This is a genomic window from Peribacillus sp. FSL E2-0218 (assembly GCF_037992945.1).
In the GTDB taxonomy this organism is placed as follows: domain Bacteria; phylum Bacillota; class Bacilli; order Bacillales; family DSM-1321; genus Peribacillus; species Peribacillus simplex_B.
The window spans coordinates 5,056,705-5,082,412 of sequence record NZ_CP150304.1; the positions used below are offsets into that span (position 1 = coordinate 5,056,705).

The 25,708-nt window shown below is 46.9% G+C and carries 24 protein-coding genes, 1 tRNA gene, 1 pseudogene and 1 riboswitch; of the genes and pseudogenes, 6 read left to right on the top strand and 20 right to left on the bottom strand.

The annotated features are described in order from the left end of the window. Window positions 1-85: 85 nt before the first annotated feature. From ybaK to MHI53_RS24540, 15 genes are all read right to left on the bottom strand, one after another. On the bottom strand, window positions 86-562 hold the full coding sequence (gene ybaK, locus MHI53_RS24470; protein WP_061141338.1) for a Cys-tRNA(Pro) deacylase: 477 nt from the start codon (window positions 560-562) through the stop codon (window positions 86-88). Window positions 563-642: 80 nt separating this feature from the next. Continuing rightward, window positions 643-2,181: a gluconokinase gene (gene gntK / locus MHI53_RS24475; protein WP_061141339.1), complete on the bottom strand. Its 1,539-nt coding sequence runs from the start codon at window positions 2,179-2,181 to the stop codon at window positions 643-645. A 336-nt stretch (window positions 2,182-2,517) separates the two neighbouring features. Then, complete coding sequence (locus MHI53_RS24480) at window positions 2,518-3,213, bottom strand: hypothetical protein (protein ID WP_061141340.1); 696 nt, start codon at window positions 3,211-3,213, stop codon at window positions 2,518-2,520. Next, window positions 3,210-3,704, bottom strand: coding sequence for an ECF transporter S component (locus tag MHI53_RS24485; RefSeq protein WP_061141341.1), 495 nt, complete (start codon window positions 3,702-3,704; stop codon window positions 3,210-3,212). The genes MHI53_RS24480 and MHI53_RS24485 overlap by 4 nt, the downstream gene beginning before the upstream one ends. A gap of 1 nt (window position 3,705) precedes the next feature. Next, window positions 3,706-4,290: a cob(I)yrinic acid a,c-diamide adenosyltransferase gene (locus MHI53_RS24490; protein ID WP_340372502.1), complete on the bottom strand. Its 585-nt coding sequence runs from the start codon at window positions 4,288-4,290 to the stop codon at window positions 3,706-3,708. A 14-nt stretch (window positions 4,291-4,304) separates the two neighbouring features. Then, window positions 4,305-4,733 carry a bifunctional adenosylcobinamide kinase/adenosylcobinamide-phosphate guanylyltransferase gene (locus MHI53_RS24495; RefSeq protein WP_340372503.1) on the bottom strand — a complete coding sequence of 143 codons (429 nt, stop codon included), beginning with the start codon at window positions 4,731-4,733 and terminating at the stop codon, window positions 4,305-4,307. Further along, a complete protein-coding gene (locus tag MHI53_RS24500; RefSeq protein ID WP_340372504.1) occupies window positions 4,685-5,302 on the bottom strand; it encodes a histidine phosphatase family protein in 618 nt (205 codons plus the stop codon). Before MHI53_RS24500 ends, MHI53_RS24495 begins: the two co-directional genes overlap by 49 nt. Next, window positions 5,260-6,051: an adenosylcobinamide-GDP ribazoletransferase gene (gene cobS / locus MHI53_RS24505; protein ID WP_061141345.1), complete on the bottom strand. Its 792-nt coding sequence runs from the start codon at window positions 6,049-6,051 to the stop codon at window positions 5,260-5,262. The genes MHI53_RS24500 and cobS overlap by 43 nt, the downstream gene beginning before the upstream one ends. Next, the gene (locus MHI53_RS24510) at window positions 6,048-6,623 is read right to left on the bottom strand and encodes a bifunctional adenosylcobinamide kinase/adenosylcobinamide-phosphate guanylyltransferase (RefSeq protein ID WP_061141346.1); all 576 of its coding nucleotides are present in this window, start codon (window positions 6,621-6,623) and stop codon (window positions 6,048-6,050) included. Before MHI53_RS24510 ends, cobS begins: the two co-directional genes overlap by 4 nt. Continuing rightward, window positions 6,596-7,669: a threonine-phosphate decarboxylase CobD gene (gene cobD, locus MHI53_RS24515; RefSeq protein ID WP_340372505.1), complete on the bottom strand. Its 1,074-nt coding sequence runs from the start codon at window positions 7,667-7,669 to the stop codon at window positions 6,596-6,598. The genes MHI53_RS24510 and cobD overlap by 28 nt, the downstream gene beginning before the upstream one ends. Continuing rightward, window positions 7,644-8,609, bottom strand: coding sequence for an adenosylcobinamide-phosphate synthase CbiB (gene cbiB / locus MHI53_RS24520; RefSeq protein WP_340372506.1), 966 nt, complete (start codon window positions 8,607-8,609; stop codon window positions 7,644-7,646). Before cbiB ends, cobD begins: the two co-directional genes overlap by 26 nt. After that, a complete protein-coding gene (locus tag MHI53_RS24525; RefSeq protein WP_340372507.1) occupies window positions 8,606-10,078 on the bottom strand; it encodes a heme ABC transporter ATP-binding protein in 1,473 nt (490 codons plus the stop codon). The genes cbiB and MHI53_RS24525 overlap by 4 nt, the downstream gene beginning before the upstream one ends. Further along, entirely contained in the window at window positions 10,071-11,138 is a 1,068-nt protein-coding gene (locus MHI53_RS24530; protein ID WP_061141349.1) for an iron ABC transporter permease, read from the bottom strand. The genes MHI53_RS24525 and MHI53_RS24530 overlap by 8 nt, the downstream gene beginning before the upstream one ends. Further along, window positions 11,101-12,072: an ABC transporter substrate-binding protein gene (locus tag MHI53_RS24535; protein WP_340372508.1), complete on the bottom strand. Its 972-nt coding sequence runs from the start codon at window positions 12,070-12,072 to the stop codon at window positions 11,101-11,103. Before MHI53_RS24535 ends, MHI53_RS24530 begins: the two co-directional genes overlap by 38 nt. Window positions 12,073-12,222: 150 nt before the next feature. Then, window positions 12,223-12,397: riboswitch (cobalamin riboswitch) on the bottom strand. 77 nt (window positions 12,398-12,474) lie between these two features. Further along, complete coding sequence (locus MHI53_RS24540) at window positions 12,475-13,338, bottom strand: polysaccharide deacetylase family protein (RefSeq protein ID WP_340373726.1); 864 nt, start codon at window positions 13,336-13,338, stop codon at window positions 12,475-12,477. 219 nt (window positions 13,339-13,557) lie between these two features. On the opposite strand from MHI53_RS24540, the gene MHI53_RS24545 reads away from it, so the two are divergent. From MHI53_RS24545 to MHI53_RS24555, 3 genes are all read left to right on the top strand, one after another. Beyond that, window positions 13,558-13,631: transfer RNA gene (locus MHI53_RS24545), tRNA-Arg, on the top strand. A gap of 253 nt (window positions 13,632-13,884) precedes the next feature. Continuing rightward, the gene (locus tag MHI53_RS24550) at window positions 13,885-14,268 is read left to right on the top strand and encodes a hypothetical protein (RefSeq protein WP_340372509.1); all 384 of its coding nucleotides are present in this window, start codon (window positions 13,885-13,887) and stop codon (window positions 14,266-14,268) included. Between the two features lie 251 nt (window positions 14,269-14,519). Beyond that, window positions 14,520-14,660: a hypothetical protein gene (locus MHI53_RS24555; RefSeq protein ID WP_155645404.1), complete on the top strand. Its 141-nt coding sequence runs from the start codon at window positions 14,520-14,522 to the stop codon at window positions 14,658-14,660. Between the two features lie 103 nt (window positions 14,661-14,763). Here the strand turns inward: MHI53_RS24555 and MHI53_RS24560 are convergent. Further along, window positions 14,764-15,071 (bottom strand): annotated as a pseudogene (locus MHI53_RS24560) (DNA topoisomerase III); the annotation flags it as partial. Between the two features lie 123 nt (window positions 15,072-15,194). Between MHI53_RS24560 and MHI53_RS24565 the strand changes: the two are divergent. Further along, window positions 15,195-17,384 (top strand): DNA topoisomerase III, encoded by a 2,190-nt coding sequence (locus tag MHI53_RS24565; RefSeq protein WP_340372510.1) that lies wholly within the window; start codon window positions 15,195-15,197, stop codon window positions 17,382-17,384. A 401-nt stretch (window positions 17,385-17,785) separates the two neighbouring features. Then, window positions 17,786-19,336 carry an ABC-F family ATP-binding cassette domain-containing protein gene (locus MHI53_RS24570; protein ID WP_100532195.1) on the top strand — a complete coding sequence of 517 codons (1,551 nt, stop codon included), beginning with the start codon at window positions 17,786-17,788 and terminating at the stop codon, window positions 19,334-19,336. 110 nt (window positions 19,337-19,446) lie between these two features. Here the strand turns inward: MHI53_RS24570 and MHI53_RS24575 are convergent, their stop codons facing one another. From MHI53_RS24575 to MHI53_RS24590, 4 genes are read right to left on the bottom strand one after another with little or no spacing between them, the layout of a single operon-like run. Continuing rightward, window positions 19,447-20,400, bottom strand: coding sequence for an alpha-L-glutamate ligase (locus tag MHI53_RS24575; protein WP_340372511.1), 954 nt, complete (start codon window positions 20,398-20,400; stop codon window positions 19,447-19,449). Window positions 20,401-20,454: 54 nt separating this feature from the next. Beyond that, window positions 20,455-21,639, bottom strand: a complete 1,185-nt coding sequence (locus MHI53_RS24580) for a class I SAM-dependent methyltransferase (RefSeq protein ID WP_340372512.1) — start codon at window positions 21,637-21,639, stop codon at window positions 20,455-20,457. Between the two features lie 33 nt (window positions 21,640-21,672). Further along, window positions 21,673-22,581: a phosphotransferase gene (locus tag MHI53_RS24585; protein WP_340372513.1), complete on the bottom strand. Its 909-nt coding sequence runs from the start codon at window positions 22,579-22,581 to the stop codon at window positions 21,673-21,675. Window positions 22,582-22,595: 14 nt separating this feature from the next. Then, window positions 22,596-24,089: a DEAD/DEAH box helicase gene (locus MHI53_RS24590; RefSeq protein WP_340372514.1), complete on the bottom strand. Its 1,494-nt coding sequence runs from the start codon at window positions 24,087-24,089 to the stop codon at window positions 22,596-22,598. 311 nt (window positions 24,090-24,400) lie between these two features. On the opposite strand from MHI53_RS24590, the gene MHI53_RS24595 reads away from it, so the two are divergent. Beyond that, window positions 24,401-25,693 carry an NCS2 family permease gene (locus tag MHI53_RS24595; RefSeq protein ID WP_061141368.1) on the top strand — a complete coding sequence of 431 codons (1,293 nt, stop codon included), beginning with the start codon at window positions 24,401-24,403 and terminating at the stop codon, window positions 25,691-25,693. Window positions 25,694-25,708 lie beyond the last annotated feature (15 nt).

Here is a 25,708-nt window from a genome sequence, read left to right on the forward strand (position 1 = left end):
ACTCTCCCTCACAATAGAAATGTGATCTTCAAGACAGCGTATGCGGCAAAAATCAAATAGGTGAATGCCCAAGGATGCCATTGTCCTATTTGATAAGAGCGACGGACTCCGCCTGCGTGATTTCGAGGAAATCTGCCGGATTCAGGACAATCTGGGTGCCGATCCTCCCCGCGCTTACGATGATTTCAAACAAGTTCGATGCACTTTCATCGATGAAGGTCGGGTATTGCTTTTTCATGCCGATCGGTGAACAGCCCCCCCGTATGTAGCCGGTGTTTTTTTGAAGGTCCTTGACGGCGAGCATTTCCATTTTTTTCGCTCCTGCCGCCTTGGCCGCTTTTTTCATATCCAGTTCGGCCGCTACTGGAATCACAAAAACATAAAGCTGCTGCGGCCCGCTATGGGTAACGAGCGTTTTAAAGACGCTTCCAGGCGCCTTTCCGATTTTTTCGGCGACGGTAATTCCATCGATCTTTCCATCACGTGCATCATAACTCATCATCCCATATTCGATTGAATGGTTATCAAGAATTCGCATTGCATTCGTTTTACTGGCTCCCATATGACATTCCCCTTATCTTTTTTACCATCTTATCAAAAACAAAAGCACAGTGCTTATGCAGCTGTGCCTTTCCTTCACGTTCATTCCAAATGGCGTCTTTGAAATTCGGCAATGCGGCTGTAGTCAGCCTCCAATTGCCTGCTCACGGATAAATAGATCGACATCAGCTCTTCGTAAACTTTAACGTTAGCCTCGATCGGCACAAGCTCATCCGTATCGCCTATCATCCCTTCCACTTCATCGAGGCTTTCGATTTCCCCTAAAGCATAAAGCCCAAGCACGGCTGCCCCTAAGCTAGAACTTTCAAAGCTTTCAGGGATCGTCACGTTCTGATTGAAGACATCAGCCATGATTTGACGCCACAGCTTCGAGCGGACAAACCCGCCACTTGCATGGATCTTCTCGGGTGCGCCAGCCAGTTCCCTTACAGCAAGGAGGACACTATAGAGGTTATACATCACGCCTTCGAGTACCGCCCGGACCATATGATCACGTGTATGGTGAAGGGCCAATCCAAAGAAGGAGCCCCTTGCATCGGCACTCCATAATGGCGCACGCTCCCCAGCCATATACGGGTGGAAAATGAGCCCATCCGATCCAGGTGCAATAGTCGAGGCCATATCCGTCAAAATTTCATAAGAATCCAGTCCGGAAGCCTTCGCTTTTTCAATTTCGACACGGCCAAATTGATCTCGAGCCCAGCGGAAGGTGATGCCCCCGTTATTGACCGGCCCGCCGATCACCCAATGATTTTCAGTAAGAGCGTAACAGAAGGTCCTGCCTTTTGGATCAGTAAGCGGGCGATCACTGACGGTCCTTACTGCACCGCTCGTGCCGACCGTGATTGCCAGGACCCCTGGCTTGATGGCATTTTGCCCTAAGTTGGCAAGTACGCCATCACTCGCACCGATCACGAACGGGGTGCCTTCCTGAATGTTCATGGCTGCGGCCAATTCCGTACTTAAGCCAGAAAGGACCTGTGTTGTCGGGACAAGCGCCGGCAGCCTGTCCGCATCGATTCCGGCAATGCTAAGTGCCTCTTCATCCCATTTCAGCTCATTCAAGTTGAACATACCCGTTGCGGAAGCTAGCGAGTGATCCATCACATACTCATTGAAGAATTTATAAAAGATATATTCTTTGATTCCGATGAATTTGTATGTATCTTCAAAAATGTCCGGATGCTCGTTTCTTAACCACATGATTTTCGTAATCGGGGACATCGGGTGAATGGGGGTCCCTGTCCGATGATACAATTGCATCCCTTGTTCCGAGGCCTTCAATTGCTCTGCATAAGCAACACTTCGGTTATCTGCCCAAGTCATGCTATTCGTCAGCGGCCTGCCGTCCTTCCCCATGGCGATCAAGCTATGCATCGCTGAACTGAATGATAGGAAGCCCAGTTCGTCCTTGCCCACTTCACTTGCTATCATCACTTCGGCTATCGCCAGGATGACCGCTTTATATATTTCCTCGGGGTCTTGTTCAGCAACGGACGGGGTAGGGCTATGAAGGGGATATCCTTTCGAACATGATTGGACGACCTCCCCCCCTTTTGAAAAAAGAACGACCTTCGTACTTGTCGTGCCGATATCGATGCCCATCATATAACCTGCCATACTAACATCATGCTCCTTCCTCTTAAACGATTGAATTCAATAGTAAAAATGGAAGCTGTGGAACGATTGCTATGATCGAGTCCACAACCATTAAGATTTTTTTCATTTGTGAAATATCCTTCATTTAATACCAATAATTTCATCTTAACACACGCTGCAGAAGGACGGGCATTACGGATCCGATCTGGATAACACGATGAGTGATCCCTGAACCGCTTTACTAGAGTATCCATATCTATCATTTTTTAGAGGCGGCTCGCAATTTCAATGAAAAAAGGAGCAGCGAATCCGTTCATGATGAACTAAACCCGATGCCCCATCTATTCTGAAGTGCTGTCATTCACCAATAAAAAGAGGCCCTGCTTTACGCTTGATTTCTTCCTCCAAATATAAGGGATAAGCAAGAAGGAAGCAGGTGGATGGGCCGGATGATTTTTCGATATCGACTCTATTGCTTATACAATCGGGAACACCTTCCCCGCTTCGGTCCAGGTGCTTCCATTCATAGGCGATTCCCTTCGATCCGATTGGAAGCGCCTCCACTCCTTCAAGCTCACAAAGACTTTTATATAAGGATAGAGGGGCAACCCATTCTTGCTGTTTCAGCACGTCCTCCCCGACGAGCGGCCTGCCGATGAGGGCCATTTTCCGTGAATGGTTTGGTTGCATTGCCAGGTCATTCCTTCGCTTGCCAAGGACGATGAGACCAAGAGCCGATTGAAGCAGCGGCATGTTCGTTTCCGTGCTTCCCGTAATCGGAAGATCCAGACCCAATTCGTCCAAGCCTTGCATGATACCTTTGCTCAAGCCCTCCCAAGCTTCATCGCCGCAAAAATTATGGAGGACGACCGATATGGGAATTCCGCCAACGCTTAAGCATTCCATGACGGCCACCCTGAAGGAATAATAGCCGACGATTTCATATGGAACCTGAACAAAATCGTTTTCCTTCAGTCCTATTCCGCCACTATTGTCACTTGATAGTATCAATGATTCCGATTCGGAGAATGGCAAAACCAAGGAATCACTCATGATATCGATCCATCTTTAAGAATCGATTTTCTCAAGATAGGCTGCAAGCGGGGCAGTAAAAGGGCCGCCAAGGCAATATTTATCGCCGATGCAGCTGTTAATCCCGGCACTGTCAGCATATAGAATCCGGGACTGACCAGAAACACAAACGGCAGGCCCAAAATGAATGAATTGCCGATAAAAAAGAGGAAATAGGCGGACAGTTTTTTTCCTTGTATGAATAAAACGCCAAACATCCATACGAGCACGGCCATTTCAGCCATGATCAAAAAGTGAAATGGCCCCAATGGCAGGCCGCCGATGAACGCTGAAATGATATGTCCAAGTCCCGCTACGAGCGCTCCCGATACCGGGCCGAGGATGACAGCCGCCAAAAGGGCCGGAAAACTGTCCAAGGCGATACTGCCGATCGGGGAAGGGATTTTGAGCATCGCCCCCACGGCGGATAAGGCAATGAATAAAGCGATCACACTGATTCTTCTTACGTCCATGTTACTCCTTTTCCTTTCTTTTCCCTCCACGGAATACATTTGCACTGCGGATGTATTCCACATCTTTCACACCTAGCCGGAAGTTGATGACACGTGCTACCGCAAAGAAGTAATCCGATAAACGGTTTAAATATTGAAGCGATAAAGGGGAGACGGCTGCGCCCGACTTGATCAAGGAAACGACCAATCGTTCCGCCCTTCTAGTAACCGTACGGGCGATATGGATGGTTGCTGCCGCTTTCGATCCGCCTGGCAAAATGAATTTTTCCAATTCCGGCGCTTCGACGATGAACGCGTCAATCCGTTCTTCCAAATACGTAATCGCCTCATCCGTCAGCTTTTGCGGGGCCTTCTCGGATACCGTCGCCAGATCACCGCCACAGTCAAATAACTCATGCTGGATTTTCTCGAGATCTGCCAGTACATCGGCAAATAGCGCTGCGTCCAATTCAGCCACCGCAAGGCCGATATAGCTATTCACCTCATCGACCGTTCCATATGATTCGACCCGGATGTCGTCCTTGTCAAGGCGCCCCCCGATAACACTCGTTTGTCCTTTATCTCCTGTACGCGTATAGATTTTCATTCCAATTGCCTCCTCTATTTTATTCGCTGGTTAATTCCATACCAGATGATATCAACCCGGCTCGATAAGGATGCCACATCCTGATAGACCCAGCCGCAGGCATCACGCCAGCGACGATCGGTTGCTTTCATCGGCACGATTCCTTTGGATAGGTCAGAGCCGATGACGATGCAGCTGCGTTCAGCCCTTTCCTTCTCCCATATTCGCCAGTCGGCGATGATTTCCTGCCATTTTTCGCGAATTGAATCAGTCGTCATCTTTCTGGCATCCGCCTGAATCCAGCCATCCAAGCCTTGCAATACGACGGTCTTGCCTTGGAAATCCTTTCGCCTTGGCTGTTCTTTTTGATAACCGGAAAGCCACAGGACCTCACTCTCCAGTTCATACACCCGCTTTACCCATTCAGATTTTCCATTATAGGCACCGCCTGTAACAAAGTGCATCGCTCACCCCTCCTTAAACTGTTCCGGTCCTTCCAAATCAGCTCATAGCCCCTGCCGTGGGATATGCCCCAATCGAAAAAAGCCTTCTCCGCCGGGGCAAAGCGGACCAATAAATCCCGGATCACCCCGCCATGGGTCATTAAAACATAAGGGCCTTCCTCATCGGCCATCCATTCGTTCCAGCCATTTTGGACCCGTTCCGAAAATTCCGGGTAGCTTTCCCCGCCAGGCACCATGGCCTCCATGGGGTGTTCCAGCCAATCCAGATATTTGCTATCACGCTTCAATTCATCGTATGTCCGCCCTTCCCAATGACCGAAGTTCATTTCGCGGAAGGAGCGGTTTTTGATAATTTCAGCATCCGGAAACAGCAGCCTTGCCGTTTCCACACAACGAGGTAAATCGCTCGTATGGATTTTTTCGTACATGGGGTAAGAACCCCTTAAAGCCTGAATTTGCTTCTCTCCTTCTGCACTTAAAGGTGAATCGCTCCAGCCTAGATAGGCTCTTCGCTCATTCGCTACTGTCAGCCCATGGCGAAGTAGTGTAATAGCCACAGAATCAGCCATAACCAAAGCTCAACCCCTTCCACGGATGCCCCCAAGACATCCCCGGTTATCCCGCCGAACCAGCTGTTGATTTTACGTTTGAGATAAAGCAGGAAAAGTAGCGCTGCCAAGCACATGATAACAAGTAGGGCAACAAGCTTAACATCGATGACCAAGGCCGCGGCCAGGCTCGCAAGGAGATACAGTCCGTATATGGGTAAACTGCTCTTCTTTACCGCCTGTTGAAAAAATGCGCCCAGCCCTTCTTCTTTAGCAAGCGGCATCCGGATCAGTAAATAACCCATCACGCATTTGCTCAAGAGCGGCAGAGCGATGATCAAGAAGTAAGTCCATTCATTGGCCCGTTCGACGATTTCATAGATGAAGAGAAATCTCGCGGCCAAAAGTACGATGACGGAGATGACACCGAATGCACCTGTTCTCGAATCCTTCATGATCTCCAATCTGCGCTCTTTATCCTGATAGGAAAAAAAAGCATCGCTAGCATCGATCCAACCATCAAGGTGCAGGCCGCCCGATAACGCAATTGTCAAAAACCAAAGGAAAAAGGCAATCGCAAGGGATGAAAACGGCGTCCACTCCACTAGCACATATAAGGCTCCGCCCATGATCACACCTAGTAAAAGGCCTACCAAGGGAAAGGTTTGAATGGCCCGGTGCATATATTTCCTTTCCATCGGAAGCTGCTTTTTGATTGGAAAAACCGTAAAGAACTGCAGGTTGATTAAAAATCCGATCCATCCGTTCATGCCTGTTTTCCTCCCTTCATCTGCAACGGAATCCCCGATTCAACAAGATACGCCTCATCCGCCTGTCCTACGATCGTTCGATGGAGCTTGCCAAGCATCCTTCCGTATATATGCAGCAATTCATTTTGGAAAATCGGTTCCTGGACCACTTCATTGCTGACGATGATCAAGCAGCCCGATTGTTGTCTTAGCTCATCGATGGCGCTGATGATTTTTGCCTGAATGCTATGTAAAAATTCCGCTTCAAGCGGAACTCCAGGACCGAAAAGTTCATGATCGAGCAAGGTTGTCAGGCAATCGAGCAGGATGATGGAATCGGAATCTATTTTCGCTGCGATTCTAGTAATATCCGTTGCATATTCAGAGGTCTGCCAAGCGATCGGGCTTCTTTGCCTGTCTTTTTGGTGCCTTAGGATGCGTTCCCCCATTTCAGCATCACTGCCACGCCCGCAGGCGAGGTAATGCAAGTTCCCCTCCATCAGGCGTGCATATTCCAGCGCTTTTCTTTCTGCAAAACTGCTTTTCCCGCTGCGGACACCGCCAGTTACAAAGCAGAGCCTTGCCTTTTCCACTGCCTTACCCCCTCCATCAGCGCCTCGTTATCACGTTCATCCTTCACTGCAAACCTGAGCCACATTCCGTCCACCCCGGGAAAATTATCGGTATGACGCGGGACGATTCCTCTTTTCAGCAAAAAGGGAAACAAAGAGAGCGTTTCATCTTTCAGTAAGTAAAAATTGACCGTGCTGTCGGAGACTGTTACTCCAAGCTCCCGATAAAACCGGGATAGTTTCTGTTTTTGTGATTGAATATATTCTCTTGTTTCACTTATATATGCCTCTTCTTCTAGACAGATTCTGCCCACTTCCAATGCGACTTGGTTGACGCTCCAATGCGGTTTATAGCTTTTCACCGTCTTGATGATGTTCGATTCGGCAAGTAAATAGCCTAGTCTCAAGCCCGGAATCGCAAAGATTTTCGTCATCGACCTTAGAACAAGCAAATGTGGAAATCGGTTGATTAATGGCGCATACGTAAAGGCGTCCTCGGTAAAATCATAAAACGCCTCATCGATGACAACCAGGCAATCCGCTTTTTGGCATTCGCTGATCAATTCCATCACAGCCCCACGGTCAAATGACACGCCCGTCGGGTTATTGGGAGTGCAGAGGAAAACCGCATCATATTCACGTAATCTCGGAATCAAGCGAGCCACATCCAGCTGCCAATCAGGAGCATCAAGCTGGTGGAAGTCGACCTCACAACCAGCTGCCAAACAAGCTTGCTCATATTCCGCAAAAGCCGGCTGGATGATCAACACCTTCCGATCGGTCAAAATGCTGGCCACCAACATGATGATCTCTGCACCACCGTTCCCTACCAAAACCGATGCCATGGGAAGCGCTTCTTTCTCTGCAATCGCTTTTGTCAGTTCAACGGCATGGGGGTCCGGGTAATGCATGACCCCTTCAAAAAAACCGGACCATCGTTCCTTGATTCGCAAAGGCGGTCCCAATGGGTTGATGTTTGCGCTGAAATCGATGATCGATCCAGGCATTTCGATTTCCAGCGCTTCGTAAAGATAATGTGGATTAGAACCATGAGATGGTAATTTCAAATGCAATTCCCCCCAGCCAAAGCATCAGTAAAAATAGAAAAGACGATCGATGCATGATGGCAATCGTTTTTGGTATATGTTTTGCCTCCAGCGGAACAAGCGGAACACCCATGCGCGCCCGGTCAGAAACTACTCCTTTGTACATATTGAGCCCGCCAAGCTGCACACCCAAAATCGCCGCTACGGCTGCTTCACACCAGCCGCTATTCGGACTTGGATGTTTCTTCGCATCACTGAATAAGATCCTCCATCTGCCCTGAAGATCATGATGGCTAGACTTCGAGCATACTAGCATCAAAAATCCAGTGAGACGGCTGGGAAGGTAGTTCGCGATATCATCGAGCTTTGCCGAAGCCCAGCCAAATTGGCCATATTTATTATTATTGTAGCCAACCATCGAATCACACGTATTGATTGCCCTGTATACCATCGCAAGCGGCGCCCCGCCAACCGCTGCCCAAAACAACGGGGCCGTTACTCCATCACTCGTATTTTCAGCTACGGTTTCAACAGTGCCCCTGACTATTTCGGACTCATCAAGCATGTCGGTATCACGGCCGACGATATAGGAAAGCTTAAGCCGCGCTTCAGGAAAATCCCTTTCATTCAGCGGACGGCACACCTCCATTCCAGCCTGCTTCAAACCCTTTTGGGCAATCGTAGTGGAAATCACGGCAGCTTCCCAAATGATTCCCGCCAGCGGATGGATAAGATAGGCCAAATAAACCGACAGACCTGTAAGCAATAGTACCGTCGTCAAGACGATAGCCAGCATGAACAGTCCATTTCTTTTCTTATGTACGCCTTCATTGAATGTGCGATCGAGCTTGCTTATCATCGTTCCGATCCATTTGACTGGATGCGGCCAATTCGGCGGATCTCCTATTATCAAATCAAGGAAAAACGCCAGCGTAACGGCAAAAAGGTGATGATAGATCATAATGCCTCATTCCGTTTACGACTATTCCTTATTGCTTCGGCGGTACAATCATATACTCCGCGGCTGATCAGCTTCCCTAGCGGGGTGATGGTTCCTGCATATTGAAGCTTCTCCCCTCTTTGTGTCGCTGCAATCGAGATGCTATCGGTCGATGTTCCTGTCGCATAGGTGTTCGTCACCTTGTCCAGCACCTGCAAATCATGAAGCGCTTTTACTTTTGCCTCGGTCGCGGTAACGATGCTGTGAATGAACGCTTCTTCTGCCAGGTGGCCATTTACGAATATCCATGTATTGATGGTCCCTGGCGCAGAACTCCAGGAGTGGCGGTCCGCTAATGAAGCGTCGATCGCATTGCCGACTCCAGCCGTCACGATGATGAAAACCGAGAAACCTTCCGCTTTTACTAATTGGAAGGCAGCCGTATCAAGGAAGACTGCCGTCATCATCCCTACCGTTTCCTGCGGATCGATGTTATTGGCTTTTAAATAATCCGCCATTTCCGCAAGATGGTCGGCGCAATCATAATCGTGATGGACGTGCCTATTCACGAAATATCGATGCCAGCCCATCCCCGATCCAGTCACTCCAGAAGACATCGTTCTAAGGGGATTGGGGGCATTCAACCGGATCATCTCCCGCCCGACCGTCAAATGGGATTCATTGATTTCGAATGGTTCGTAATCGCTGCCATGCTTTTGGGGAACGATGAACATTTGCGGCTTCGGAAGTGCAGGATGCGGATGCTTTTCAATCGTCGTACGATAGACTTCCTGGATCCGGTCCTGTTGAAGCACTTCATGAGGGGCAGCAAGGGCTTGGATTTTCCCTTTTGCAAGCAGCAAGAGCCGATCACAATATAATCCAGCCAGATTCAAGTCATGAAAAATCGATATGACGGTCAATTCCTGCTCCTTTGCCATCTTCCTCATCAAATCAAGAAGTTCCTTTTGATACGATAGATCCAAGTGGTTCGTCGGCTCATCCAAAAAAAGTACTTCAGGCTCCTGGGCCAGCGCCTGGGCCAGCAAGACCCGCTGTCTCTCCCCTCCTGATAGCCGTTCGAAATGAAGATCCTGGAATTCGGCCACTCCCGTTTGTTTCATCACCCGTTGGACAATCCTTTCATCCTCCTCAGACCAGCTGTGGAACCAGCCTGTTTGATGGGCGTACCTCCCAAGCGAGACCGTTTCCTTCACCGTATACGAAAAAGCTAACGAGGAATGTTGAGGAAGCACCGCAATGACCCGTGCAAGCTGTTTTGCCGAATAATCCTGCAAATCTTTTCCTTTGATCCGTATGCTTCCTTGCTTGTAAGCGAGCACCCCGCTGAGCATACTCAACAGCGTCGTTTTTCCGCTGCCGTTTGGACCGAGGATCCCGAATAGTTCTCCTTTTTGAACGTCGAAAGAGATGGAATCCAAAACGCTTTTGTTATCATATCCACCTGTTAACCCTTTAACTTCAAGCATCCGTCCTACCCACTCTCCGTCTCCTTAATAAAATGAGGGCAAATGCAGGTGCCCCGATCAGTGAGGTGATGACCCCGATCGGCAGTTCCGACGGGGCGATGATCGTCCGTGCCACAAGATCTGCCAAAATCAAGAACCCGCTTCCTACCAGCAATGATAACGGAAGCAGATGCCTATGATCTGGCCCCCATATCCTCCGGACCAAATGGGGAATCACCAGCCCTACAAAGCCGATCGTGCCTGAAACGGCAACCGCTGCGCCCGTCAATATCGAGCCCGCGATCAGGATCCACATTTTCCGCCTCTGCACGTCGACACCTAAATGTTTTGCCCGGTCCTCCCCGAAGGTCATCGCATTCAATTCCCTCGTATTCATGATCAGAATCAACGAGCCAATGATGAAAAACGGCAGAATGATTCCGATATAATTCCACCCGCGCATGGACACGCTGCCCATGAGCCAGCCGATGATTTGTCTTAATTCCTCCCCCGTCAACGCAATCATCAAGGATATGAAGGCGCTTAAAAACGAGCTGAAGATGATTCCGGTCAAAATGATCGTTTCGACCTTCATCGATCGATCCATTTTTTTTGCGAATGTCAGCACACAAAAAATCGTAATCACGGAACATAAGATGCTCAATGCAGGAAGCGTATATAAGCCGATGAACGGGAGTGATATATTCAGGAATAACGTCACCACTGCCCCGACTGATGCTCCTGACGATATCCCGAGCGTGTAGGGATCGGCAAGCGGATTCCGGAGCAGCCCCTGAAATGCCGCACCCGCGATCGCCAAGCATGCCCCGACCAAACCAGCAAGCAATACACGCGGCAAACGGATGTTCATCACGATATTCGTCAGCATCACATCGGGATCAGCGGAAATCGGCAAATGAAAAATCTCCTTGCCGATTATTTGCATAAGTACGGGGATCGGTACGGACACCGAACCGAATGAGATGCCGATCGTACTGGCAAAAAGTAAAAACAATGACGCAAGCAAATAAGCAAGCGCCCATTTAGTTGTCAAATACGTTCGGATAGATTGATTTGGCAAGTTCCTCTACTCCCTCTATTAAACGTGGACCTGAACGGGTCACCAAGTCGGAATGGACATCAAAGACTTGGGCATTCTTAACCGCCGTTACGTCTTGCCACCCTTTTCGGCCCGTCACTCCACTTACCGGGTCTTTTGTGTAATAACCATAAGTCGTAATGATGACATCCGGATTGGCTGCAATCATCGACTCTTCATCCATTTTGGCCCAGCCATCCACATCCGCTGCAGCATTATCAGCTGAGATCATCACAAGCATTTCATTCATGAATGTATTTTTACCAGGTGTATAGATATCCGGGGACGGCGAAACCTCCACTAAAACGGTCTTTCTTTCCGATTCCTTTACCGATTTGGCCTTCTCAGAAATAACCTTCAGCTTCGTTTTCATGTCCGTGATGATGTCTTTTGCCTTAGCTTGCTCGCCTGTTGCCATCCCGATCATATCAATGGATTTGTACACCTCATTGAAGCTTTGGGCATCATTGACTACAAGCACATCTATTCCCGCATCCTTAAGCTGCTGGAGCCCCTCCTTCGAATTATGGGCACTCGATGCATGGGCAAGAACAAGATCGGGCTTCAAGGATACGATCAATTCCGTGTTCATCTCCATGCCGCCCACTTTTTCGATATCCTTCGTTTCTTCCGGGTAATTATCATTGTCGGACACGCCAATAACCTTATTACCTAAACCAAGCGCAAAGACCACTTCCGTATTGCTTGGTATCAACGTAACGATTTTCTTCGGTTTTTCTTCTATCGTCACCTTTTCGCCCGTTGCATCTTTAATCGTAACCGGGAAGGCTTGTTGTGTAGCCTGATTCGTCTGCTGCTTTCCTTTTCCTTCATCGGCCGTGCCGCTGCAGCCAACCATCATGCCAGCCGTCAGCACCATCACCAGTATCAGGCCAAAAATCTTCTTCACGTTCATTCCCCACAATCATTTCATTTAGTTTTAGCCCGCCTTAAGCGAGGACCTCATGACAAAAAGCATCCCCCGTCAAACGGAAGATGCTTGTATGGCAACAATATCATTACGGACTCTTTACGGTCTGCCACACACCTCCCCATCCGCGTGGGTCACAGGTGTACGAATCTTGGCAGGTCTCCTGGCTCATGGTCATCGTCAACGGCATCTCCCATATCCCAAACAGTGGCATACAGCCGTCAGCTCCCATATACAGTGGCGGGACCGCGCTGGCATTGAACCAGCTTCCCTTTTAAGTCATTTAGACACCAAATCGTTCATATGTATATAATTTTCACTGCTTATCATTATACACCATGCAAGAAGCGATTATTGGGTGATTTTTCACAAAACGCCGGTCCAGCTTCAGTAATTGGACGCATTTTCAATCAGTGATGCAAATCCCCCTACGGATAATCCCGGTGAAATCCGAACGCGATGCAGGGCATGCATCCCTTGATCACTTGTTGCCCCGCCAGGTTCGGTGGTGACTGCCATCTTGTATCCGGCTTCTTCCGATAACCTGAGGCTCTCCTCGTTATAACGGCCGACTGGATACGAAAGTACCGTCGTCTCCTGGTTCAGAATGCGATCGAATAAATCCTTGGACTGGACCATTTCAGCTTCCTGCTGTCCGGAAGTCATCCGGTTCAGCTCAAGATGGTTGATTGTATGACTCTCGATGGAAATCCCATTCGCACTCATCTCCATCATTTGATCTTCCGTCAGGTGATGAGCTTTACCAATGGACTTCCCGATCATGAAGATGGTCGCTTTCAACTCATATTCCTTCAATATAGGAAAAGCCTCGGTGTAGTTATCTGTATAGCCATCATCAAAAGTAATCCAGACACACTTTTCACTTGGCATTATATTTTCGCTTAAAACGAGAAAGGCTTCATTAGGCGATAAAGTCTGGTAGCCATTTTCCCGAAGCCAAGCCATTTGCAGCCGGAATTCCTCCTTCGGCACCCGAAGGTTATTCCCCTCCGATATGCTGTGATACATCAATATCGGAAGCCTAACCGCGGACTCGGCCCTTATCCAGCCACTCGTGTCGATTCGTTCAGGATTTGCTCCATCCTCCGAATCTATTTCGGCCTCATTCTCCTCTGCTGCAGCCACCTCGATATTCTCTTCCACAATCGGCGCAGCCGTCTTTTTACCTATTTTCTCTAAAACACCTTGTGAACAGCCAGCTAAAATGAAAACTACAAACACTGCTGCCATCCATACCAATCTGTATTTTCCCACTATCATTCTCCTATTTTTTTCTAGCATAATAGTACCAGAAAATCAGCGAATAATAAAGTATCCCAATTAACGCAATAAAAGGTAAAAATCATCGTTATATGACCCGCCAGGCATTTTTTTTCATAATTATAAGCTACTCACTTGAAAAGTTTGCCTATAACAAATATAATAAACAAGTCGTCGACCTTTTAACATGTCCCAGTAGCTCAGCAGGATAGAGCGACAGCCTCCTAAGCTGTAGGTCGTAGGTTCGATTCCTATCTGGGACGCTAAAAAAAACCCCTTACATGTTAAGGGGTTTTTTGTTTTATATAACAGTTTGTTTTCCTAAAATAAAATTACAAAATAACTTTCTACCTGTTTATTTTTTTGAATATTCTAATTATCATAATGCGATTCCACCGTGACACAAATAAACGTTGAATAATAAGTACCTTTTTTATGCAGCCAGCGGCAATGATATCTTGCTTTATTGTATAATTTTGTATACATATAGAAAAACCTTAGGAGGTCATGGCTTTCATGAAAATAAGCGTGTTCCTTATTTTTTCATCGCTGCTTTTTATATATGGTTGTGAAGATCAAAAGGAAGTTGATCAAAAAAAATATGATAATCGGATTAATCAAGTTATCACGCAGGAAAATATAAGGTTACAAAAAGAAAATGCAGTGGCCGATGATGAAATACAGAAAAGGGAAGATACAGGTATCGTTGTGTATTCCAATGGCGAGGTTATTGAGCTTATGTATGAAATAGATTCAAGTAATAAGAAAATAGAAGTTTTATATGTTTTCAATAAGAAAAAGGGTGAATATAAATGGGTTCCTGTTCATTCCGCTAAATATAACAAAATTACAGGAAAGCTAAAGGACGACGAATATATAGAAAACCTTGGCGTGAAATGATGTTCGCGCAGGATTGCGAAAAAAATTCAAAATAAATGTTTCAACCTGTCCTACCCGGGTATATAAATACTGTAAGACATTCTCAACCAAAGGAGATGATGTGCATGAGTACAATCAGAAGCCAATGGAACAAGGAGAATGACGCAGCGGTGTTTAGTCCCGGTGATCAGCGTTAGAGTCAATTGAAGCGTTAGATGCTAATCAAAATGGGAATTACTACTCTTCTCATCCAAAGGAGGAAGATACTGATCATGAGTATTTACAGCCGATGGAATCCAGAGAATGATGAAGCGATTTTCAGTCCAGGTGATCAGCAGCCATTCAGTACGCTCATACGAGTAGATTCCGAAAAACACACAAAAAAAATGGACAACACACTTGAATATGAATGACATGGCACCGTACTGAATGAAATTTAGTCGAAGCAGTAATATACAGAAAAAGGATGGAGCGAATGCTCCATCCTTTTTTCTTGTGCGCACTGCAGGCATACGGCGCATTTGTTACACGTGAAACACTTTCCTTGTGGCCGCATTCACGATCCTGACAGACAAGCATTTCCCCCTTTTCATTATTCACTACACGCATCAACCTGCCACATGATCTTGCTTGCATTTCTGGCGCATTTCGTTAATGAAAACCTGTTTGGCAAGTTTTCCTTTTGCAATTGCCTTCAGCTTTTGCTCCCATTATGCCGTCTAAGCAGGCGACCTCAGGTTTTCAGGCGCCAACTCAAGGATTTGCTTTCCTTTTGAATTTACGTGAAGGCCCTTCCCTCTCTTTTCGACCAAGAAGCTTTCGAACAGTTGCCACTGTCCCGATCCCGGCGGCTTCGTTTCAAGGGCTCAAATGAAGTGTATAGGCCATTCCTGCCTTGAAATTATGTTATATTAGACGGTAAATAGTTAGTAAGGGAGTTTGAACAAATGTCAAAAAGTGTGGTAATTGCTGAAAAGCCTTCAGTTGCACGTGATATTGCGAATGTATTGAAGTGTAATAAAAAAGGAAATGGATTTTTAGAAGGCGATAAGTATATCGTTACGTGGGCATTAGGTCATCTGGTTACTCTAGCAGATCCAGAGGCATATGATATGAAATATAAAACATGGAAGCTGGAAGACCTGCCTATGCTTCCTGAAAGCATGAAGCTAGTTGTCATGAAACAAACCGGAAAGCAATTCAATGCGGTTAAAACACAATTGAATCGCAATGATGTGAATGAAATAATCGTGGCGACTGATGCGGGGAGAGAAGGAGAATTAGTTGCACGATGGATCATCGAGAAATCAAAAGTGAATAAGCCCATCAAACGTCTCTGGATTTCTTCCGTAACGGATAAAGCAATTAAGGATGGATTCAATAACTTAAAGCCTGGTAAAGAGTATGAAGACTTATATACTTCTGCAGTAGCACGTTCGGAAGCGGATTGGTATATCGGTTTAAATGCAACCCGTGCCTTAACGACAAAATTCAATGCGCAATTAAACTGTGGACGCGTTCAGACACCGACGGTTGCAATGGTTGCAGCACGCGAAGAGGAAATTGCGAATTTCAAACCGCAAACCTATTATGGAATCGAAGCCCAAACGGATGGACTTAAGTTAACGTGGCAAGATGAAAATGGAAATAGCCGCAGCTTTAATAAAGAAAAGACCGATGCAATCGTGAAATCGCTTGGAAGTAAAGATGCGACTGTTGTTTCCATTGACCGCAAAGCAAAGAAAACATTCGCACCTGGTCTATATGATTTAACAGAGTTACAACGTGATGGGAATAAACTCTTTGGCTATTCTGCTAAAGAAACATTGAACATCATGCAAAAATTGTATGAGCATCACAAGGTCTTGACTTATCCGCGTACGGATTCACGATATATATCATCCGATATCGTCGGTACGCTTCCGGAGCGTTTAAAAGCCTGTGCCATAGGTGAATATCGTCCTCTTGCAAATAAGGTGTTGAATAAGCCTATTAAGACGTCAAAAGCATTTGTGGATGATAGTAAAGTCAGTGATCACCATGCCATTATTCCGACCGAGGGTTATGTGAATCTTTCAGCCTTCACTGACAAAGAACGCAAAATCTACGACCTTGTCGTGAAACGTTTCTTGGCAGTTTTATTCCCTGCGTTTGAATATGAGCAATTGACGGTGCAAACGAAAATTGGCGATCAAACGTTTATCGCTAGAGGAAAATCCGTGATTCATTCCGGCTGGAAAGAAGTTTATGCAAACCACTTTGATGATGAAGAATCAACAGAGGATGTAAAAGAGCAGCTATTGCCTCGTATGGAAAAAGACGATGTATTAAAGACAAAATTAATCACTCAAACGTCAGGCCAAACAAAGCCCCCTGCACGCTTTACGGAGGCGACTTTACTATCAGCAATGGAAAACCCTGCGAAATACATGAAAACAAACGATAAGAAGCTTGCAGACACGTTGAAATCAACGGGCGGACTTGGAACAGTCGCCACTCGTGCCGATATCATCGATAAGCTATTCAATTCGTTCTTATTCGAAAAACGCGGCGGCAAGGAAATCCATATCACATCCAAGGGACGTCAGCTTTTGGATTTAGTGCCAGAAAAGCTGAAATCTCCTGCGACAACAGCTGAATGGGAACAAAAGCTCGAGCTAATCGCAAAAGGGAAACTGAAAAAAGACGTGTTCATCAATGAAATGAAAAATTACACAAAAGAGATTGTCAGTGCAATCAAAACGAGTGACAAAAAATATAAACACGACAATATCTCAACGAAATCTTGTCCAGACTGTGGTAAGCCCATGCTTGAAGTGAATAGTAAAAAAGGTAAAATGCTCGTCTGCCAAGATCGTGAATGCGGCCATAAAAAGAACGTCGCCCGTGTAACGAATGCACGCTGCCCGCAATGTAAAAAGAAAATGGAATTGCGTGGTGAAGGCGACGGTCAAATCTTCACATGTAAATGCGGATATCGCGAAAAACTGTCTGCTTTTGAAGCAAGACGGAAGAAAGAAACTGGCGGAAAAGTGGATAAACGTTCCGTACAAAAGTACTTAAAAGAGCAGGAAAAAGAAGCGGAACCGATTAATAATCCATTTGCGGATTTATTAAAAGGGATGAAGTTTGATTAAAATATATAAAAATAGAAGTGTCTGTCTAGAAGTTAAGATAGGCATTTCTATTTTTTTGTCACACCGTTAGTTATAAAGGAAATTGACCACGAATCTTTTTCACTGTTTGGAGTTGAGGAATTTGGAGCATGGGCATACCATAAGTATCTGCTCATTAGTATAAATTCAATAAATGAAAGCAAGTCCTTCTGTTTGAATGGTTTTGAATCTTTCAAATCATGAATATCCGTTCTTACATGTAAATGAAAAGGCTCGGTTTCGGTTCGCGCTATGGCTTCCGACCCAAGGAGTTCACTGCACCCACATATATGTAAATGAATAGATTAGATAGCAATCCCGGGCAGTTTTTAGTATGATGAAACGTAGGGATTTTTTCAAATTAACTGGGAGGTTCAACATACATGAGCTTACTTTCTATAGATAAATTAGCACATAGCTTTGGCGATCGCACCTTATTCAAGGATGTTTCCTTCCGCCTGATGGCCGGAGAACATGTAGGGCTGGTCGGGGCAAATGGTGTCGGAAAATCAACGATGATGAATATCATCACAGGGCAGCTTATCCATGATGAAGGCCGGGTCGAATGGACTCCCGGCGTCGAATATGGCTACCTTGACCAACATACGATCCTTGAGAAAGGAAAATCGATTCGCGATGTCCTAAGGGATGCCTACTTACCACTATTCGAGCAGGAGAAGGCACTTAATGAGGTAACGGAAAAAATGGGTACGGCCTCTCCCGAAGAGCTTGAAGAGCTTTTGGAGCAAATGGGTGAAATTCAGGACAAGCTTGAAGCGGGCGGCTTTTACAATCTCGATATTAAAATTGAAGAAGCGGCACGCGGACTGGGCTTGGATGCAATCGGGCTGGATCGCGATGTTTCGGCGCTGAGCGGCGGACAACGGACCAAGGTTTTACTGGCCAAGTTACTTCTGGAACAGCCTGAAGTACTGCTCCTTGATGAACCGACGAACTACTTGGATGTCGAGCATATCCGCTGGCTGAGCAGCTACTTAAAGGAATATCCGCATGCCTTTCTCTTGATTTCTCATGATACCGAGTTCATGAACGGTGTCGTTGACGTCATTTTCCACCTGGAATTCTCGAAGCTGACCCGTTATACGGCCACTTACGAAAAGTTCCTTGAGCTTGCTGAATTGAATAAGAACCAACATATCAACGCATACGAAAAACAGCGTGAATTCATTAAAAAGCAGGAAGATTTCATTGCGAAAAACAAAGCCCGCTACTCAACGACAGGCCGGGCAAAAAGCCGTCAAAAGCAATTGAATCGCATGGAGCGGATCGACCGTCCGGAAACGGCCATGAAACCGACCTTCGATTTCAAGGAATCACGTGCAAGCAGCCGTTATGTATTTGAAGGGGAAGACCTTGAAATCGGTTATGACCGTCCATTGCTTCCGAAGCTGTCGATGACCATCGAACGGGGAGAGAAAATCGCCGTGGTCGGCTGTAACGGAGTCGGGAAATCGACGCTGTTAAAAACGATTTTAGGTAAAATCGATCCTCTTGGCGGAAAAAGATCACTTGGCGACTTCCTCTTTTCTTCATATTTCGAGCAGGAAGTGAAGGCAGGAAATACGACACCTATCGATGAGGTCTGGAATGCCTTCCCGCATCTTGACCAACCGCAGGTTCGTGCAATCCTTGCCCGTGTCGGTTTGAAAAACGAGCATATTACACGCCCAATGAGCCATCTAAGCGGTGGCGAGCAAGCCAAAGTAAGGTTGTGCAAGCTTATGCTTACCGAAAGCAACTGGCTATTGTTCGATGAACCGACGAACCATTTGGATGTCGTTGCCAAAGAAGAACTGAAGCGTGCATTGAAAGAGTATAAAGGGACGATTCTCCTCGTATGCCATGAACCTGATTTCTATGAAGATTGGGTGACGAAGGTATGGGATGTTGAAGAGTGGTCGAGCAATAATTGATTCAATCCATAAAGAAGGTGCCCAATAGAGACGGGCACCTTCTTTTTATATTAAAAAAGACTGGAAGGGCAAATAAAAAATTGCCCGTCCAGTCAGGATCACCGTTTTATTCATTTCATTTGCACAAGTTTTTCTTTCGCCAATTCAGATCCCAGGAACTTCGCCAATTCAAGCATGCCGTATTGGCCCGCTGCTTCCTCGGCGTCCTTGTTATAATTCGTATTGGTATTGATGTCATACGTGTAGATTTCGCCAGCGCCGTTACGAATGAATTCGATTCCTGCGATCGAAATTCCATTCTCTTTTAAAAATGCTTCATATTTTTCAATGATCGGATCATGAAAGCCTTTCACAATTTGAAATTTTGGTTTTTCTTCCACCTCTTCACCGATCGGGCAGAATAAGTCACCGATTTGGCATGCATCTGCCGGACAAAGCTCGAAACCTTCGGATGTATCGACCTCTACCGCATAGATGAACTTGCCACCCACGAATTCACAACGAGTGATGAATGGCTCCGGCGCTTTTATGTATTCCTGAATTAATGTAATCCCATCAACTGGCTCATCGAATTCCGGACCATCCACATATTGTTTCAACGCTTCTACTGATTGAAATAATTGAACACCGAGTCCTTTACCTGCACGGTTATGTTTCGTGATGAACGAAGCGACATTTAATTTCTCTGCTGCCTTGATGATATTTTCCTTGCCTACAGCTGCAATCGTTTTCGGTGTCTTAATTCCGGCCTTTGTCAGTGCCGTATATTGATTGACTTTGCTGACCTCCAACCGCAGCGCCCGTGACCCATTGAAGACCGTACGATCATGCTGTTCAAGCCACGCTAGCACGGCTTCCGTCATTTCAGGCGCAAATCGATGCCCGCGAGTATGTGAGCTTGCACTCATACGGCTATAAAAAACGCCCTCTGGCGGCTCCTCCGTTAAATCGACCACACCTTGATCAAGATGCCATTCTTCATAGGGAAGCTCCAACTCATTCATTCTTTTGGTTAAATGGGCCGTCCATTCCTCGTTTTCATGAATGATATACACTTTGCTCATAAAAGGTTCCTCCTGATTGTTTAACATTTTATGTCTTTAATTGTGACTGTACCCTTATACCCGTTCAGCCACCAATGTATAGGTCTTTGGAATGCCGATATCGTGAATTTTATGATTCGGTTCTTCCTCGAGCACTTTAATGACAAGACCTGATTGACCTATTGCCGTGATAAGCTCGCCGATTGTCCATTTACGCTGGACAACCTTTGAAAGGCCCCCTTTTTCTTCATCCGGCATATGCTTGGAAAAAGCGACTTCGTTGTTTTCGATTTCCGGGGCGAAATAGTTGCCTGCAACCTTATGTTTCTTACCATTGGAGGTAATCAGTTTGGTTGAAATCGGATGAAATTCATGGAGGATGAATTGGCCTCCCGGTTTCAGCATCTCTTTGATTTTTGTAAATAATGGCTGCAGATCAATCAAATAGTGCAGCACGCCCAGCTCCATCAATACCACATCCTGATTCCCTGATGCATGCTCTTCCGGCAAGGAAAGGACGTCGGAAACGATATAATCGATGGTGACACCGGCGCCGCTTGCGAGCTCCATAGCAAAGGCCGCGTTTTCCCTGGAAAAGTCGACGACCTTCACGGAGGCACCCAATATCGCCAAGGCCACCGCTTTAACACCGTTCGATCCCATCAAATGTGTGATTTTTTTATCCTTGGCCTCGCCTATATATTTATAAAATGGATGCAAACGCCATTTTGGATTTTGCTTGATTTTAGCAGCGATTTCGACAGGCTCGCCATACCGATTGACCAGCGCCAAATAATTATTCTGATTCCATGCCTGTTCATTTTCGGCTGTGAAACCCTGCTGCTCGGCAGATAGGTAAGCATGGATCTCGGCACTGTATCTTTTCATTTCATCATCATAGAAATAACTGTACAGCGACCGGCACCAGACAGCTGCCCCCCCAAGCGATATCGATAAGCGGTAGGGGTCGGTTTTTATGGTCGTGTTATACCTGCAGCCAACTTTGACGGAAACACCCTCAACTTCCATTGTAAAGGAGGCACGCTCAGGATTTCTTTCAGGACTTGTCGGGGAGTATGCGCCGAAATGGGACAAGGCCTCTTGGAACACGTCCCATTGCACGTCCAGGTCGATGCCCTCGACATCGACATCCACTCCTTGGACAAATAGGGCTGAACGGCCTGTAAATTGATAAGGAATATCGGCCTCGTCCAGCATTTCCCCCATTAATGTGATTGTATGATAATAGCTTGCCTTCATAGTAACCTCCTAATCATCAAAAGCACTTACCTGTTATTCTTCTATCGCCAATGCCAATCCTTTTTCCGTGATCGCGACCAGCTTTTCATCCTCGCGATCAATGCCATAGACGAGCAATGTAACGAGCATATAGACGGCTCTGAAGCGGGCTAACCGCTCCGTTTCCTTATCGATGTTCCCATAAACTTCAAAGAATGCTTGGCGCGCATTCCTTGGGAAATAACTGTATAAAAAGGCGATATCTATGGCTGGACTTCCGATATGGACATCTCCCCAATCAAGAATGCCAGCCAGAATGCCGTCGTCATCCAGTAAGACATTCCTGACGTGAATATCTCCATGAACGAGTGTTGAGGGCCGCGGCACGTCCATGTCGCCCAGCCTTTCAACAAAGCATGTAACCGAACGAGCCCGTTCCATATATCCCAGCTTTTCCAGCGTTGCGACATGCGCAAACAGCGATTCTCGGCGAAAGGCTGCATCGAGCCTTCTCAACCCATCAGGCTCCACACCTGACTGCCTGGCCTTACCGAGCGGAAAGCTGTGGAGGATCTTCAGGAAACCGGCCAATCTTTTTGCCGATTCAACCTCATTTGCAACAGATCCTTCTGCAGGCAGATGTCCCTTTACCATCTTATAGCCGGTAAAGGGATACGGATAGATGGCACTAGGCTCCCCAAAAAAGATCGGTTCAGGGATAGTGAGCGGTAAAGTTCCGGCAATGGAAGGCAAAAGGTGATTCTCCACCTGAATCAACGTAACGGCAAGCGGACGGCGCGGGAAACGGAATACAAATTCACCATTGATTTGCATGACGGTGTTATCGAACCCTTCCCCTAGCTGCTTGATTTCTTTCCATTCAATTTCCGGAAACTGCTGCATGATCAATTTCCCTGCCAGCTCCAGCGAAACTGGATATTCTGCCACCCAAGGCTTTTCCACTCCGTCTCCTCCTTTTACCGGTTTCTCCCTCTGTTGGAGCTGCTGCCGGAACCGCCCCTTCGGCTGCTTGGTCCTTGTGCACGCGCCCCTTTGGAACCGCGTCCTTCTTGGCGGCTGTCTCGTGGATTTTCGCGAGTTTGTGCCTTACCTTTTTCAGGGCGCCTCCCCCGTGAATCCTCACGCTCAGGCCGGCCACCGCGTGGTTTCTCCTTGTCCAATTCCCGATTGTCCGCCTGGTTCACGGAACGGTGGCTGCCCCTGTTCGGCCCTCTTGTATCTATTCGCTCCCGATGGCGTCTTCCCCCGCCAGTACGCGGCCGGCGGGCACCGTCTTCAGCGGAATCTTCATAACGCTTCTTTTTATGTGCCACTTCATCAGGCTGGAACATTTTCACGCCTTCAATCGTCCTTCTTTCGATTTTCATGGAAATCCCTTTTTCCACTTCACTTAAAAGCTGAAGATCCTTCGTCGCGATGAAGGTTACAGCAAGGCCATTCTCGCCCGCCCGGCCTGTACGGCCAATTCGATGGATGTAACTTTCCGCATCTTCTGGGACATCATAATTAAATACATGCGTCACGCCTTCTACATCGAGCCCCCGTGCCGCAACGTCGGTGGCAACCAAGTATTGCAGCTTTGCATCCCTGAAGTTTTTCATGACACGTTCACGCTTGGCCTGTGAGAGGTCGCCGTGCAGTTCTTCGGAATTGAAGCCAGCGGCCTTTAGGGCATCATTCAATACGGAAACACGGCGTTTCGTGCGGCAAAATATAATGGCCAGATATGGCTGTTCTTCCTTAAGCATGTTCATCAATGATGACTGCTTGGCACGGTCGGTCGTCTCGATGACAAGCTGCCTGATTTGCTCGACCGTCACCTGCTCTGCCTTTACAGCGGCCGTCAACGGTCTTTCCATGTACCGTTTAGCCAGCTGATGCACTTGTTCAGGCATCGTGGCCGAAAACAGCAGAGTTTGGCGTTGCTCGGGAAGCTGCCCCATGATCTCCTCCACCTCAGGTAAGAAGCCAATATGGAGCATTTGATCAGCTTCATCGAGCACGAGCGTCCGCGTTTCGGAAAGGTCGATGGTTCCCCTTCGTAAATGGTCCAATAGCCTGCCAGGTGTGGCGACGACCACCGATATATTCCTTGTCAGCTTCTTCATTTGCTGCTCGACATCTTGTCCGCCATAAACGGCAAGCACTTGAAGCTCCTCGATTTCATTGGCGAATTTTTTCAATTCCGCAGTGATTTGCAAAGCCAACTCCCTTGTCGGCGTGACGATCAGCGATTGGATGTGGGAGGCCGCGGGATCGACTTTTTCCAGGATTGGCAGCAAGAATGCCAGGGTTTTCCCCGTCCCTGTCTGCGCCTTCCCGATGACATCCCTTCCAGCCAGGATATCAGGTATCGCTTTTTCCTGGATCGGAGTTGGAGTGGCTATTCCTATTTGCTTTAATATCGTATTAATCGCCGGGCTGACGCCAAGGTCGATGAAATTTTTCATGTTATTGCCTACTTTCTGAATTTCTTCATTTTATTCAATGGTAAATCAACTTGAAATTGTGGATGTATCTTCCTTCGCTTCTGATCATTTTTCTTATTCTGAGCTATTTGTAAGTATATCATTATCTAATTTCGAGAAAACCCGTCACATAAAATTTTTCATGCTATTGTACTTTAGTTATTTTTCTAATATAATTTATAAGATTTTATTACCGAATCATAAATCGAGCTACTTACTTGAGAAAATGGTAAGCATCTCCTCCTTGTAGTGCTTTGCAAGGATTTTTTGTATATAAAAAAGGGAGTGACCGCATGTTTAAATTAAAAGAACGGAATTCAAATATCAAGACGGAAGTGCTTGCGGGGCTTACAACCTTTTTAACGCTGGCTTATATCATCGTTGTAAACCCAATGATCCTTTCCGATGCCGGTGTTCCTTTCGACCAGGCTTTCACGGCAACCGTCATTGCCATAATAGTCGGGACCCTATGCATGGCCCTTTTAGCCAATTACCCGATCGTCATAGCGCCGGCAATGGGATTGAACGCCTATTTTGCCTATTCGGTTCTCGGGACCCATGATATCTCATACACTGTCGCCTTTTCGGCAGTTTTTGTTACCGGGATCATCTTCATCCTTTTATCGCTCACTTCATTCCGGTCGAAGTTGATCGAAGCCATCCCCAACAATTTAAAGCATGCAATCAGTGCCGGGATCGGCCTTTTCATCACGTTCATCGGGCTTCGTCTGTCAGGTGTCGTAACACAGCATGAATCGAACCTTGTAACGCTTGGAAGCTTCAGGGAGCCGAGTGTAGCGCTCACACTGATTGGTTTGGTCATCACGATCGTGCTGATCGTTCGTAATGTACAGGGAGCGATATTCATCGGCATGATCCTGACGGCCATCATCGCTTTCTTTACAGGTCAGTTGAAAATCGATGGTCTTGTGTCGACCCCTTCGCTACCAGAAGGAATCATCGTCGCGAATCCCATCACGTCCATTGCGGATGTCATCAACTATGGACTTTACGGCGTCGTCTTCTCCATCCTGCTTGTCATGCTTTTCGATACGACGGGAGCCCTTTTGGGAATCGTGCGTCAGGCTGGTTTGCTCAAGGATAATAAGCTTGAGAAATCGGGCAGTGCTTTTTTTGCGGATTCAGTCGGCACGACCGTCGGCGCCATGTTCGGTACTAGCCCGACGGCAGCATCCGTCGAATCCTCCGCTGGGGTGGGAGCCGGCGGCAAGACAGGTTTAACCGCACTTGTAGTGGCGATCCTTTTCTTGATAACCGCTTTTTTCAGCCCACTGATAGGGGCTGTTTCAAATGTAGCGGCCATCACGGCACCAAGCTTGATCATCGTCGGAAGCATGATGATCAAAAGCATAAACGAAATTGATTGGACACACTTTGACGAATCCTTCCCAGCCTTTTTGGTGATTGTCGCCATGCCGTTAACGTCGAGCATCGCAAACGGGATAGCGCTTGGATTCATCGCCTACCCGATTTTGAAATTGGCCAGAGGGAAGTTTCGTGAAGTGCATCCTTTCGTGTACATCTTTGCCATCCTGTTTCTATATCAACTGATTTTCCTAGCTTGATCGTTTCCAGAGGGG